Below are 14,667 nucleotides of genomic sequence, written 5' to 3' on the forward strand. Positions count from 1 at the left end.
ATGACAGTTGACTCAATTATGAAAATTCAATTCATAACTCATAAGTCAAAACTCATAATTATTTCATTACCACCATTTTGCGGGTGATAACCTGGTTGCCGAACTGTAAGCGATAGAAATAAACGCCTGATGAAAGACTTGTTGCATCAAAAGCGATGTCATATCTTCCGAGGTTCATTTGTCTGTTTACAAGAGTAGCAACTTCAACACCGGAAACATTGTAAACTTTCAGGGTGACCATTCCGTTTTCAGGAATTTCGAAAGTTATCTTTGTTGAAGGGTTGAACGGGTTAGGATAGTTCTGACCAAGACTTAAAGTATTAGGCAGAGTAATCTCAACTTCGATCTCTTTGGTATAGGTGGTTGTTCCGTCGAGGTCAACCTGTTTCAGTCTGTAGCTGACTTTTGATGAGTTCAGTTTTACAGCTTCTTTATCGGTATATGAGTAGTTTGTTATTTCGGTCGAGTTTCCTTTACCGTTAACAAATCCGATGGTTGCCCATTCGCCGTTTTTGGCTTTTCTCTCAACCGAGAATCCCTTGTTGTTGGTTTCGGTTGCGGTAGCCCAGTTTACTGTTACATTGTTATTAACAACAGCAGCACTGAAGTCTGTAAGTTCTACAGGAACAGGTCCGCCGAGAGCAGCGATTGATCTCTGAAGTACACTGATTGCATATTTAGGATTGTGAACGCCTCTTGAGCCATCATAAGCGATAAGCTGGTAGTTCCAGTATGCTTTTCTTTCAGCAAGATTGTTGTTGGCGTTGATCATTGTGTAGGAAATTGAATCGAGACCTACAGGTGGTAACCAGATTCTGAGGGTTCTTACGAGACCGTCAAATTCAACCTGGAATGGTTCAACCTGTCCGTCCATGTCATAATCAACTGAAGCAATAATTTCTTCAAATGAGTTTATGTTGCCATGGCATGATTTACATGCTGTGGTGTTGTCATATCCGTTATCAGGATTGTGCATTCTCCATGTGTGGCTTCCAACTTTGTCTTTGTTGGCTGCGGTTGTGTCGGCTGCCATGTGGCAGGTAACGCAAGCACCGGCAATGGATTTGTGAGCAATACTGGTTGGGTATGCTGATGTATAAACAGAAGCATTCTGACCAAGGAGGTTGTCTGTCTGTGTTGAGTGGTGAGGACCCCAGGTAGAGTTAACTGTACCTGCAGGAACATAGGTTTCATTGTTTCTGCGTGCTTTGTGGCAGTTCATACAAAGTTTGCCTTCGCCTGTAACAACAGCGGAGTAGTTGAAACCGTTACCAAGAGTATCACCAACAGCAGGTGTATATCTTAAGCTGGCAGGGTTTGTTGTTCCGTGAGGATCGTGGCACATTGAGCAGCCAAGATCTGTCTGGTTTGCTTCAGTCCAACCGGTTGTGTTGGTTGTTCTGCCATATGAGTAGTTGATGTAACCTTTTGCATCGTGGCAACGGATACAGTTACCCAATGAGTTGTTCTGTGAAGCTGCTGCCTGAGCAAATGAGTTTGACCAAACTGCTACAGAGTGTCTTGTTACAGCAAACTGGTTGTAGGTTCTGTAATAAGGCGGTGAATCATGGCATCTCATGCAAGCGCCTGCTTCATAGTTGATGGCAATGTTTGCTGTGCTTGGAGCTGCAGCGTGCTGGCTGCCTGCACCGTGGCACATTTCGCAACCAACATTGGCTGTATTAACAAGTACACCACCATTAACTGCTCTAAGGGTATCCCATTTCAATGGATTTGGAGGTCCTGAATAGACATATCCGTTTGCAGCAGCCAAATCATCAAATCCACCATTTACTGATGCGAGATTATGATCTGTTCCGGTTGTATGGCATTTCAAACATGTTGGTCCAAAATGTGAGTTTGTACCGGTCATTTCTCTCTTTAAAGCAAGACCGTGTTTCGAGTCTTTCCATCTGTTGAAAATGCCGCTGAAGGTCGGGTTTGAAGTGTGGCAGGTCATACATTTTGGGAATGTACCGGCAATACCGTCAAATCCACCAACACCAACATAATTACCGGCTACAAATGTCATTGTGGTGTCATGTGTGCCGCCTGTGGTGGTGACTGAAAGATTAACTACATAGTTACCAACTACATCGGGCTTCAAACCAACCATTGTCGGCAGAAGATTTTCGATTGTAGCTGTGGAACCAGCGGGTTTAGTTGTCAATGTAAAAGTGAACGCCGTGATCGGTAATGTATTTGCGATATTTCTTGGTGAGAAATAGAAATAAGTACCATTAGCGGTAACTTTGGCTCCGGAAGAAACGGAGTTGGTGCTCAAACCTAATGTCGTCAACCTGGCTTCTGACATTGGCTCGGAAAAGATTTTTGCTCTGGGTACTTGCGCGTACACTGCTGCGGTAAATGATACAGCTACCAGAATGAAAAGTAGTTTTTTTAGCATTTTTGCCTCTATAAATTAAAGTGCTGGTGTAATTAAGCAATTCTCGTGCCAATGTTGAATTATTAAGCATATCCGCTGTAATGGCTTGTTTTGGTGTATAATTTTTTTACAACCCGGGAAAAATTCTAATAATGAAGAAAATTTTTTTCAATAATTGGAAATTTTTATCTGATTTGAGAATGTAAGTTGTAACACAGGTTATTTTGTTATGAGGAACATCTTTGCAAGATTTACCTTATGTATATTATGATATTAAAAAACAGGAATTTTCCATGACACATACACTACGGATATCACTCTTTTTTTTCATGGTTTATGCTTCGAAAATCCTCGCTCAGGAAACCACACAAATCAAAAACTTTGGTGAACTTCTCTCCACTCTCGACAAGGGGGCTCAGGTAAGGGTTGTCTTCCACTATGCAAAGTGCCGGCTGGTGATCGATTCCACCGAAGAGAAATCTCCCGATGTAACCGGGGGAATGGGCATCGACGAATTCGAATACTTCCCCGCGGGTTCAATCAAAAACCCCAAAGGGTATCTCGCATTCAGCAAAGCGGTTCTCATTTCCCACAGAAAATATGGATATGTCACCAATTATGTGAAGTGTCGCGTATTCGAGGATAACTCGGTGGAAGTAAATGCCCGCTACATCACTCCCGATAAATATGAAACTGTAATGAATGAGACATTTTATTGCACCATTGCAAACGGTGAGAACGGTGAAGGGGTGCTCTTCTTTTTGCAGGATTGAATCCGGGTTGTTTAAGGGTAAAAACCCGGGTGAATTTAAACCATTTTTATTCAGGTATTATCTAACAGACATAACAACCATTATTTAATAATTTTCATGCAATATGAAACGGAGACTCTTTCTATGCAAAACAGATTAAAAGCACTTTTCCCCCATGCTTCTGGTTATTCCCCTGTTCCTGACGATTTCAGGATGTAAGAAAGGTGAGAATCCAACTGAAGTGCAGGTGGAAGCCGCAGCAACGCAGGACGCCGCAGCATCAATAGCAGCCTCACTGGCAATTAACGACGGTGGAGCGCTCGAACAAATGTCTGACATGATGGCAAGTGCTACAAAAGAGGGACTGCAAAACGAGGTTGTCAACTCGCTTTTTGGTTTCCGGAATGGCTCAGTAAATGTTGAAAAAGTCTATGACTCACTTACAGGCTGGTGGACGGTAACCGTAACCCGCACAAAAGGCGACCCTTCCGGGCTCTATCATGCAAACTATGTTCGCGTGTATAAACACAGATTTCTGGACAAAAACGGCGTTTTTCAAAAACACTATATTGTCGATCTGAACGGTACACCTGATACTGCCTACACTGTCAATCAGGAAATTGTAAGCGGAACCGGAGAACTGGTGAGGCCGGGTGTTTCCCGCAAACTTCTCACACTCTCGGCAGGATGGACCACAACAAACGCCAACACTTCCATTGTTACGGTTAATACACTCCCCGCTTCCCCTCTAAGAAGAGCCGTCTCGGATACCATTATCAGAGGAAATGCCGTCCGCACACTCAACAACAACCTCACATTGAACTTTACCAATGTTAAGGGTCCAAGATTAAGAACATTGAACTGGCACCGTGCAATCAGCGGAACCATCACCGGTACCTACACGGCGACAGTTACATTTCTGAAAGGTGAAGTTTACAGGGAGAAGGTTATCAACCGCGAAATAAACATTACGCTCGGCGGTGATAAAATTCAGATGAATGTCGGTGGCACCAAATTCCTCCTCGATCCCGTAACGGGCGAGCTGACACAATAAGGAAATTTTATTTGAATGGAAAAGGCGGGCTGCAAAAAATGTGGTCTGCCTTTTTTATTTCGGGACTTGCACCCATTTAAAGAAGTGTACCCCTGAGGAAAAGGGCGGCACAGGTGAAGTAGATGATTATTCCGGTCACATCCACGAGTGTGGAAACGAAGGGAGCTGACGAAGTCGCCGGATCAAACCCCAGCCTTTTAAGCAACAGCGGCAACATTGCACCCACGAATGTACCCCAAAGAACAACCCCGATCAGGGCACTGGATACACTCAATGAGATTAAAAACCAGTAATCGAGATGGCTCAGGTTAAGAACTTCGAGTATTGCGATTCTGAAAAATCCGATGCCTGCCAGTATCAGTCCCAGAAACAGTCCGGTGATAAACTCTTTTTTCATCACTCCCCACCAGTCGCCTATCGATATTTCACCAAGTGAGAGGGCACGGGTGACGAGGGTTGCCGCCTGCGAACCGGAATTACCCCCCGAGGCAATCACCAGCGGAATAAAGAGGGAAAGTACCAGTGCCTTCGCGAGCTCCTCTTCAAAAATTCCTATCGCGGACGCGGTAAGACTTCCGCTGACAAAAAGTACTGCAAGCCAGCCGACCCGTTTTTTTATCATTTGCGGAATTGTAGTATCCACATAAGAATCCTCCAAAGCAGAGACGGCACCCAGTTTCTGGATATCCTCGGTTGCCTCCTCTTCCGCAACATCCAACACATCATCCACAGTAATGATACCAATCAGCACACCTTGTGAATCAACGACGGGAATTGAGAGTTTGTCATATTTCTTGAAAACCTCAACCGCCTGCTCCTGATCTTCCGATGCGCTGAGGCAGACAAAGTTGTTATCCATCAGATCATACACTTTTTTATGAAGTGGATTCAACAGAAATTCCCTGATTCTGATGTCATCCACAAGCTGCCCTCTTTCGTTCACGACATATATCGTGTTCAGAGTTTCAGAATCCTCACCGTTTTCGCGGATGTAGTCCAGCACTTCCTTTATCGACCAGTCTTCCTCAACTGCGATGTAATCGGGGGTCATCAGACGGCCAATTGAGTTCTCGGGGTAACCAAGCAACTGCTTTGCGACAGCCCTTTCCTCCGTTGAGAGGAGGGACATCAGCTGTTTTGTTATGCTTGCCGGAAGTTCTTCGAAAAGTGCGGTACGATCATCAGGCGACATTTCATTCAGGATGTTCGAAACCTCTTCATTCCCCATCGCTTTCAGAAGATTCATCTGATCTTCAATCTCGAGGTATTCGAAAGTTTCTATCTCCACATCTTTGGGGAGTACTCTGAAAAAAACGGCACAATCGGTATCGGGAAGGCAGGAAATGAGGTCAGCCAGGTCTGCAGGAGTCCATTCATCTATAAGTTCTTTAATCGGCGAGAGATTCCTTTTACGGATTAACTCGCTGATCTCGGGCTGGAGTATTTTTCCAATCATAGCTTCTCCTGCGTTTTTTTGAGAAGACGGGAATTAGTTGGCTGCTGTTGGTGATTACACTGGTATTACTGATATCAAATTTTGTCAAAAACAGACTCTAAAATTAAGGAATTTCGGGGCTACTAAAAAGTCAATTTGAAGTTATTTTTGCATTTACACTTAGTATAATACCTGCTAATTATCATTAGGATTTTAATAAAAAATTTCCGATACTTCAATAATTGATTTTTTTCAATAGAATTAACGGACTTCCGAATTTTATTTCGGTATAAGGATTTATCCGGCACAAAATGACTTTTGAACATCACTTTTCATATGCAGGTAAAAAATGAAAGCACAGACTTCACTTCTATTTATTCTCACCTTCTCATCCATTCTTAATGCCCAATGGTTCTGGCAAAATCCGCTTCCTCAGGGCAACTGGCTTTTCGATGTAAAATACACTAATCCGGAGACCGCGTTGGCGGTTGGTGCTGATGGCACAATAATAAAGACCACCAATGGCGGCGAGAATTGGCACAGGATGGAGGCGAATACAGGTTATTATTTGCATGGCTTGTTTACATTAAACTCACAGATCAGTTTTGCGGTTGGCGACCATGGGACCTTCCTTAAAACCACCGATGGCGGCAGTTACTGGGAAGTTTCGGATGCAATTGTGAATAAAGACCTGATTGATGTTTTCTTCATTAACGAAATGACGGGGTGGGCAACTGGGTGGGGAGGTGTAATCATGAAGACGACTGATGGCGGAACCTCGTGGAGCACTTTCCGTAATCAACCTGAGATCAGGCTGGAATCAATTTTCTTTATCGATCAGAACACAGGTTGGGCAGCCGGACAGTCAGGTTATATCCTTAAAACAACTGACGGTGGTAATTCCTGGCAAACACAAAACACAGGGACACTGGAGACTTTCTATTCCATACAGTTCTTCGATGCACAAAACGGATGGGCGTGCGGAGGTGGTGCCGGAACGATTATGAAAACCACGAATGGTGGAACCTCCTGGACCAGGATAACCACGGGTTCGACCCGCTATTTTATGGCGCTCCAATTCATCGATTCCCTGCACGGCTGGGCTCTAAGCGACAAGTTCAATGTGTCAAGAACCACCGACGGCGGTAATACATGGAATGAGTCAATAACAGGGGGCACCTGGTTCCTGAGCGGGATGCATTTCGCAAATTCATCAACAGGATGTGTAGTCGGACAGTATGGTCAGTTGTTTCTTACCTCCGATGGAGGAGCAACATGGAGCTCCAAACCACGGGTTACTTTAGCCACACTTTACTCGTCATGTTTTACGGATTCCCTTAACGGCTGGATGGCGGGTCTGGGTGGGACTATAATCCACACATCCAACAGCGGATCAACCTGGGAGGTCCAAAACAGTGGTACAACTCAACATTTGCGGGCGGTGCAGTTCGTGGATAACATGAATGGATGGGCTGTCGGAGGAGAGGGTTATGTCTGGAATATTCTTAGGACCACGGATGGGGGTGTAAACTGGTCAGTACAGGAGAATACTACTGAATACCCTTTACATTCATTGAGTTTTGTTGATTCTCAGACGGGGTGGGTTGCCGGTCACTCTGGAAAGATAAGGAAAACCACTGACGGAGGACAAACCTGGATCCCCCAATTCAACGATACTACAAGTTCAATAATGGAGATTAGATTTATAAACAGTCAGACAGGTTGGTGCATTGCAGATGGCGGAGTGATCTACAAGACAACCAACGGGGGAGAAAACTGGCAGGGCATCTATGTCGCAACCACGACAATGTACTCTTTTTGCTTCGTAAATGAATCAACAGGTTGGGCATGTGGTTGGAATGGTACGATTCTGAAAACTACAAATGGGGGTATCTCATGGGTTCGTCAGCATTTGGAACTTGGACTTTTGCTCGAATCGATCGATTTCGCGGATGAGATGTCTGGTCGGGCAGTCGGTGCAAATGGAACCCTCTTTTTCACCACAGACGGGGGTGACACCTGGGGAAAACAGAATTGTGGAACGACTTACGCATTTTATACAGTAGATATGATCAATCGACAGACAGCATGGATTGCGGGGTCTTACGGCTCCATTCTGAAAACCACTGACGGTGGAGGTGTGGTTTCTGTTGACGATATTGTAACATCCAAGCCGGTCTCATTTGAGCTAGGGCAGAACTACCCAAATCCATTTAATCCGGAAACCGTTATCTCTTACACACTACCTGTCACCGGTGAAGTAACAATAATTGTATATAACACTCTCGGACAAAAAATCGCCACACTTGTTGAAGGCATACAAGAAGCAGGCAATCACCGGGTCACCTTCAAGGCGGATAACCTGCCAAGCGGGGTCTATTTTTACAGGATGGCATCGGGAAATGTGAGCATAGTGAAGAAGATGGTTGTTATTCGATAGCATTGAAAAGATTCCTGTTTGTTAATGGTTTGTGTTCACAGGAGTAGAGGGGAGATTTCTTCTAAAATCGCATTATATCGTCCAAATTTCCGGCTATGATGCTTCTCGAATTCTATCTTTTCCCCCTTTCAAATTGAACACTTCAATCTTTTGCCACTGTTTTTTCAAATAGACCTCTTTAAATAACGACGGACGCTAAAAAAACATTTTGAATTTATTTTTCATGTGCTTATATTTGTAAGCTAATTTTGAAAATGTTTTGAAATTGTAGTCGGGATGAAGTTCGGGAACGGAGTTTCTGCCTTTTAAGCAGAGGCCCGGTGGTTCAGACCGAAAAAGTTTTTATTGTTTGTTGGGCACGTAGCTCAGGGGTAGAGCATCTGCCTTTTAAGCAGAGGGTCGGTGGTTCGAGCCCACCCGTGCTCACGAAAAAAAAGCCTTCAGAGAAATCTGAGGGCTTTTTTGTTTTTAAAACTTCCTTTTGTTAGCCAACTGCCCGCCTTTACTATCGATACCCCTCAAAGATACGATAAAATACTCGCTATTTTCTTTTTAACAGTAATTTTAATAACTTGAAACACCATTTATAAAAATTTTCAAGGTATGGAATTAACCCCTCACCAAGCTAAATATTTCGCTCTGGAATTAACGAGACGCACTGCATCAGACGATATGCAAAAGCTTGTACCGTCTCTTATGGATGCCAAGGTGGATTTAAATCATCCGAATGAGCGAATATTCCCGATTAGTACAATTTCAAAGTTTAGTCTCCGGTCATTAGCCGGCGTTTTCCCTTCCGTCACAACATTAGTTGGACCACAACCCGTTTTAAGATATCTCAATCGAGCAAAAAAAGACCAAATATGAATCAAATCGAAAAATTCCCATTAGACTCAATGAATATTAAAGAGGAACAAATCTCACAGTTAAAGCAGCTTTTCCCGGAGGCGTTCACAGAAGGAAATAAAATTGACTGGGAAAGGTTGAGGCTCACACTCGGAGAAAATGTTGATGTCGGGAAAGAGAGATTTGTGTTGAACTGGGCAGGTAAATCTGAGTGTTTTAAGTTGATCCAACAACCTTCAACAGGTACATTGGTACCCTCAAGAGAGGAAAGCATAAATTTTGATACCACAGAAAACCTCTTTATCGAAGGAGACAATCTTGAAGTATTAAAACTCCTCCAGAAGTCATACTTTGGTAAAGTGAAGATGATCTACATCGACCCCCCCTACAACACCGGAAACGATTTTGTTTACATCGACGATTTTAAGGATAACCTGAAGAATTATCTTGAACTAACAGGTCAGGTCGATTCCGAAGGGAAAAAACTCTCCACGAATGTTGAATCCGATGGCAGATTCCACAGCAACTGGTTGAATATGATGTATCCGAGATTGTTTCTTGCCAAAAACCTTCTCAGGGAAGATGGGGTTATTTTTATCTCCATTGATGATAATGAGGTGCACAATCTAAGAGCTTTGTGCAATGAGATTTTTGGTGAGGAAAATTTTGTAGGGACTTTCATCTGGAAAAGAAGAGCGTCCTCAGCGTTGGCAGAGATGCGAGTTTCTAGTGATCACGAATATGTAATATGTTTTCAAAAAGGTTTTCTGACAACTTTTAAAGGGAATTCAAAAGACTATAGTTTTTATAAAAATCCCGATAATGACCCCAGAGGCCCTTGGACACTTGGAGATCTTACTGTTGGAATGACAAAGGATCAGAGACCCAACCAATTTTACGATCTAATTGACCCTGAAACAAATCTTGTATATTCTCCTAATCCTAACCGAGTTTGGGCTTATATTCCAAGTAGTATGGAGGTGCTAATACGAGAAAAAAGAGTCTATTTCCCGAAGGATTCTAATCGGAGGCCAATGGCAAAACGATTTAAATCTGAATTGAAAGCTGAGGTTAATCCAAAATCTACTCTACTCGAAGATGTTGGCATGAATTCGGAGGGTACTCGCCTAATAAGAGATCTCCTCGAAGCTAATTTCTTTAACTATTCAAAGCCTCTTACACTGTTAACTGAGTTGATCGAGCAGGTAGCCTCAAATGAGGATATCATTATCGATTTTTTTGCTGGTTCTGCTACAACTGCCCATGCTGTTCTTAATCTGAATAAGGAAGACGGTGGGAACCGAAAATTCATTTGTGTCCAGATCCCCGAACCAACGGATGAAGCAAGTGAAGCCTACAAAGCCGGCTACAAAACAATTGCAGACATCGGAAAGGAAAGAATCAGAAGAGTAATAAAGAAAATTGAGGCCGAAAAGGAAAAGCAGGAGCCTGACATGTTTGAAGGAGAGAAAAAAGCTCAAGACCTTGGATTCAAAGTTTTCAAACTCCGAAGATCGAATTTTGCCACATGGGATGCAAATGTTGAAAAGAATGTTGATGCACTCACGGAGCAGTTATTCAAAAATGTGGATCACATCTCCCCCGCTGCTGAACAGGAAGCCATACTCTACGAACTCCTTTTAAAGGCAGGGTTTGAATTGACAACAGAGATATCAAAACTCACGATAACCGACAAGATAGTTTACAGCGTTATGGATAACGCCCTGCTCATCTGCCTTGAGCGAAACCTGACTCACGAGCTCCTAAAAGCTATAGCACAACTAAAACCTGTCAGGTTCATCTGCCTCGATGAAGGCTTCCGCGATAACGACCAGTTAAAATCAAATGCCGTCCTCTTGATGAAGGAGAACGGAGTTCAAAAATTTCAAACAGTGTGATGGAGATGTCTTTCATTGAAGTGACGATTAACGAGTTGGGAGAGCTGACACCTTCGCAATTCTCAGAAGTTTTATTGAGGTTATTAAAATTTGAATCTGAAAAATATAACTTTCAAAGTTCCGCTAACATTCTTGTCCCCTTAAATATCAATGTCGCTGATGAAGGGGAAGATGGCAGAATAGTGTGTGATTCTACAAATGGTTCTCCTTGGATCAGGAATAACTTCACCATTTATCAGATGAAAACATATGATCTCCAGCCAAAAAAAATCTTTAAAGAATTCTTCACTAAAGACAGTTTAAGAATTCAACCTTCAATTGAGGAAGCACTTGATGAGGGAGGGGAGTATGTACTTTTTATCAGCAAAGCTTATACTGCAGCTCAACTAAAAAAAAGGATCGAAGCTGCGCATAGGACGATTGAAGAAATCAATAGCAAGTTCCAAAAGAACTACAGTGTTTACCAGGTCCGGCTACTGGAGGGAAATCAAATAAAAGACTGGGTTAATGATTATTTGTATGTAGTTTTAAGGATTAAAGAGTACCTTAAATCACCACTTCCCGAAGGTTTGATGACTATTGAACAACTTGGGAAATATAAAAATTTGACTACTCCAGAATTCGTTTCAAATGACTGGGTTATGAATTTCAAATCTGTTATTTTACAAGAATTATCTATCGTGAGGAAATCAATCAGATTAGTTGGACACTCGGGCGTGGGGAAGACACGATTAGTATATGAAGTTTTCAAGAATGAAGGTGAATTTGCGAAAAATGCTATCTACTACGATGCAAGCAATGCCGCACCAGGATTTGTGGGTTTTGTCCATAGAGTTGTTTCTCAAACAAGAACCATTTTTATAATTGATAATTGTTCGAAAGAGCTTCATGAAAAACTCCAAGCAGAGGTTGAAAGATTTGATTCACAGTGTAGCCTCCTTACAATTTCAAGTAGCGTTCATGAATTCGAAGATTATTACAATCATTCGGGTGGAGTAAATCTGATATTATATCTCGCAAAAGAGAATGAGGACATTCTACCCAAACTCATTCGTAATTTGTATGGTAATCAAATTTTGGATATTGAAGTTGAAAGTGTTCATAGGTTGACTGATAATTATCCTGCAATGGCAATCCGCCTCCATAAAATTAGAAAAGGAGAAGGGGCACAACAAGTTACGAAAATAATAGATGACGATAAAATAGATAAAATTCTCTACGGTAATTCGCCTCCCAAAAACCGGGATATTAGATTATACACATCAATTATTAAAGTTTTATCAATTTTTGAGTATTTCCCTTCTTATGATATTCTCGTTACCAATCCAATATCACAAACTGTATTAGACACTCAAATCAATTTCATCATTGAAAATATTTGTAAAATTGATAAAAGAACTTTCAAGGAAGTATGCCTCTATTTTGTAAAACAAAAAATCTTGATCTCAAGAGGTCGATACTTAACAGTAAGTCCTACACCACTTGCAATTAAATTAGCATTGGACTGGTGGAGAGTGCTGCCAAATGATGAGATTGAAAAGTTTTTTGAAGATGTAACAAAACATGGGTTAGGTGTTTTCCTTGTCAATCGGCTCAGATACCTTGATGCTAGTCCTGAAGTTCAATCACAGCTTGAGGTAATTATTGGGGAGCTTGGCCTTCTTGGAAAAACAGAGGTACTCAATACGGAGTTAGGTTCAAGGCTTTTTAGCTCTTTAACAGAAGTGAATCCGGAAGCTTCAATAAGAACCCTTGAAAAACTTTATTTTAGTACACCTATTTCTGATCTCAGGGATGTCACCGAGGGAAGACAGTATATAGTCTGGAGTCTTCAAAAATTGTGTTTTCGTAAGGAGACATTTAATCGAGCAGCCAAGATTCTGTATCGATTTGCTCAAGTTGGAAACGAAGGTTGGATTAATAATGCTCGTGGGATCTTTAAGCAACTATTCAGACCCCGCTTAGGTGGTACCGAAGCAGACCTAAATGCGAGACTTGAAATATTGCACTTTGCAATAACTCAACCCTTCGTTGGACAGAATGAATTTCTAATTGAAGCAGTTATGGCCGCTTTTGAAATCCGGGGAGTATCACGGATAATCGGTGCCGAATTCCAGAGTACGAAAGTCCTAAAAGATTACAAACCAAAGGATTCGGAAATTACTTCTTACTGGGAAGAAATAATAAGAATCCTGAAAAAAATTTGGGCAACTCATTTAGATTTGAGAACACTCATCGAGAAACAATTTTATTTTAAGTCACTTCAAATTATTTCTTACGGGAAGATTGAGTTAGTAATTGATTTTGTCAATTGGTTGGAATCTAATGAAATTTTTATTCCTTCAAGTTTTTTTAACTCACTGATCCGAAAAATGACTTCAGATCGGACTCCTGAAACAATAAAAATAGGAATCAGCACTTTTCTTGAATCTAAGAAGCCCAGAACTAAAAAAGAAATATTCATGCGCCAAGTCAGAGATGCAACTTTTCCACACGGGAGAGATCAGAATGGTAAGGAAATTGAACAGACTGAAGAGATAGTTCGGGAAATTGCACATCAATTTTATGATGATGGAGTTAGGATTGTTGATATCCTTGACTTGATGCTTCGAGGGCAACAGAGATATACCGAGGTGTTTGTGGCAGAATATTTGAGTCGCCTTGATCAGAGGGAGTATAATAAATATCTGTGGGATTTATCAGTAGAAGAATTGGTGAAAATAGAAGCAGAAGACCGAAATTGGGCAGTGTTACAAGGTATTTTGAAAAGTTCACCCAAAGAGGAAAAACTTAATTTAATCTTAAGGCTCGGAGAGATCAAAGGCTTTGAACAGATATTCATTAGATTCGTAAATTACCATTTGCTGTCTGTCAATGAACTAGATATGATTTGGGAGTTGATTGTGAGAAGAGATATTAAGCCGGAGATAGTATCTGATCTTAGAATGGGATATTTTGCTTACAATGAAAGTTTCGATGCTTCAAGATTTATTTGTGACAAACTCAAGTTCTTCGGAGATCAAGGTTATTGGTCTATTATTGATATCTTAGCTTCCAGGTTGGTCCATGGGAAAAGAGGAGGTGGTGAAGAATGGGAGTATTGTAGGGAATTATTCTTCCAATTTGATTACTTCAAACTTGATAATAAACCTGAATTTTTGGATTTATATGACCTCACAGAGATTTCAAAAAAATTGTTGAATAAATTCCCAGATGATGGACTTTTTAATCGGATTGCTGATTGTTTACTTAGTTACCTGAAATCTACTCAATCAGTTGAGGATGAGTATCAACTTAGTGAGTTAACAGATCAATTGATTGAACTTAATTTTAAAGCATTTTGGATTAAATTGTCTGAGGTATTACTTTCATCGGATGTTATGATGTACAATATACATAACATGATTGGCTCAAATCATAGTTTCCCTGGAACATATCGTGAAGGTGTGCTATTTTCTAATCCCCTATATTATGATACAATAATTGGATGGTGTAAACAAAATATAGACAAGGGGCTTTTAATAATTGCCTATCTAATGCCAATTTATGATTCTGAGAACAAGACTTGGCACCCTTTTGCAAAAAAAATGATTCATGAATTTGGTGATAATAGTGACTTTCTGACTATTATGAGCTCAAATATGGGTTCCTTTGGGTTCGTTGGTTCTCCTATAGGGTACTACGAAAATGAGATAAAAATGTATGAACAATTATTGGGACATTCAATTCCACAAGTAAAAGATTTTGCGCTGAAACAAATTGAAACTATCCACAATTATATTAAAAGGGAAAAATTGGATGAAGAGGAGAGGTTTCTAGGTTTATGAAACTAAAATTTGACAGTTCCCATCAGTTC

At 41.2% G+C, this 14,667-nt stretch carries 7 protein-coding genes and 1 tRNA gene; 6 read left to right on the forward strand and 2 right to left on the reverse strand.

Annotation, left to right across the window (positions count from 1 at the left end; genetic code table 11):
• Positions 1–58 precede the first annotated feature (58 nt).
• Positions 59–2,407, reverse strand: coding sequence for an ammonia-forming cytochrome c nitrite reductase subunit c552 (locus LCH52_02190; GenBank protein ID MCA0387286.1), 2,349 nt, complete (start codon positions 2,405–2,407; stop codon positions 59–61).
• Between the two features lie 272 nt (positions 2,408–2,679).
• Between LCH52_02190 and LCH52_02195 the strand changes: the two genes are divergently transcribed.
• Both LCH52_02195 and LCH52_02200 read left to right on the forward strand, forming a co-directional pair.
• On the forward strand, positions 2,680–3,159 hold the full coding sequence (locus LCH52_02195) for a hypothetical protein (GenBank protein ID MCA0387287.1): 480 nt from the start codon (positions 2,680–2,682) through the stop codon (positions 3,157–3,159).
• A 154-nt stretch (positions 3,160–3,313) separates the two neighbouring features.
• The gene (locus LCH52_02200) at positions 3,314–4,192 is read left to right on the forward strand and encodes a hypothetical protein (GenBank protein MCA0387288.1); all 879 of its coding nucleotides are present in this window, start codon (positions 3,314–3,316) and stop codon (positions 4,190–4,192) included.
• A gap of 76 nt (positions 4,193–4,268) precedes the next feature.
• Here LCH52_02200 and mgtE read toward each other — a convergent pair whose 3' ends face one another.
• The gene (mgtE, locus tag LCH52_02205) at positions 4,269–5,648 is read right to left on the reverse strand and encodes a magnesium transporter (protein MCA0387289.1); all 1,380 of its coding nucleotides are present in this window, start codon (positions 5,646–5,648) and stop codon (positions 4,269–4,271) included.
• A 328-nt stretch (positions 5,649–5,976) separates the two neighbouring features.
• Here mgtE and LCH52_02210 point away from each other — a divergent pair, with 328 nt between their 5' ends.
• The 4 genes from LCH52_02210 to LCH52_02225 all read left to right on the forward strand — a co-directional run bounded on the left by LCH52_02210 (position 5,977) and on the right by LCH52_02225 (position 14,638).
• Positions 5,977–8,067: a T9SS type A sorting domain-containing protein gene (locus tag LCH52_02210; protein MCA0387290.1), complete on the forward strand. Its 2,091-nt coding sequence runs from the start codon at positions 5,977–5,979 to the stop codon at positions 8,065–8,067.
• A gap of 354 nt (positions 8,068–8,421) precedes the next feature.
• Positions 8,422–8,493: transfer RNA gene (locus LCH52_02215), tRNA-Lys, on the forward strand.
• Between the two features lie 437 nt (positions 8,494–8,930).
• Positions 8,931–10,811 carry a site-specific DNA-methyltransferase gene (locus LCH52_02220; GenBank protein MCA0387291.1) on the forward strand — a complete coding sequence of 627 codons (1,881 nt, stop codon included), beginning with the start codon at positions 8,931–8,933 and terminating at the stop codon, positions 10,809–10,811.
• Between the two features lie 5 nt (positions 10,812–10,816).
• Positions 10,817–14,638 carry a hypothetical protein gene (locus tag LCH52_02225; protein MCA0387292.1) on the forward strand — a complete coding sequence of 1,274 codons (3,822 nt, stop codon included), beginning with the start codon at positions 10,817–10,819 and terminating at the stop codon, positions 14,636–14,638.
• Positions 14,639–14,667: the final 29 nt, after the last annotated feature.

The organism is Bacteroidota bacterium (genome assembly GCA_020161395.1).
GTDB lineage: Bacteria > Bacteroidota > Ignavibacteria > Ignavibacteriales > Ignavibacteriaceae > UTCHB3.

Excerpts from the sequence above, each read along its gene's own strand:
- LCH52_02220 (MCA0387291.1), top strand. The coding sequence starts at position 8,931 with ATGAATCAAATCGAAAAATTCCCATTAGACTCAATGAATATTAAAGAG.
- LCH52_02195 (MCA0387287.1), top strand. The coding sequence starts at position 2,680 with ATGACACATACACTACGGATATCACTCTTTTTTTTCATGGTTTATGCT.
- LCH52_02200 (MCA0387288.1), top strand. The coding sequence starts at position 3,314 with ATGCTTCTGGTTATTCCCCTGTTCCTGACGATTTCAGGATGTAAGAAA.
- LCH52_02225 (MCA0387292.1), top strand. The coding sequence starts at position 10,817 with ATGTCTTTCATTGAAGTGACGATTAACGAGTTGGGAGAGCTGACACCT.
- LCH52_02210 (MCA0387290.1), top strand. The coding sequence starts at position 5,977 with ATGAAAGCACAGACTTCACTTCTATTTATTCTCACCTTCTCATCCATT.
- mgtE (MCA0387289.1), bottom strand. The coding sequence starts at position 5,648 with ATGATTGGAAAAATACTCCAGCCCGAGATCAGCGAGTTAATCCGTAAA.
- LCH52_02190 (MCA0387286.1), bottom strand. The coding sequence starts at position 2,407 with ATGCTAAAAAAACTACTTTTCATTCTGGTAGCTGTATCATTTACCGCA.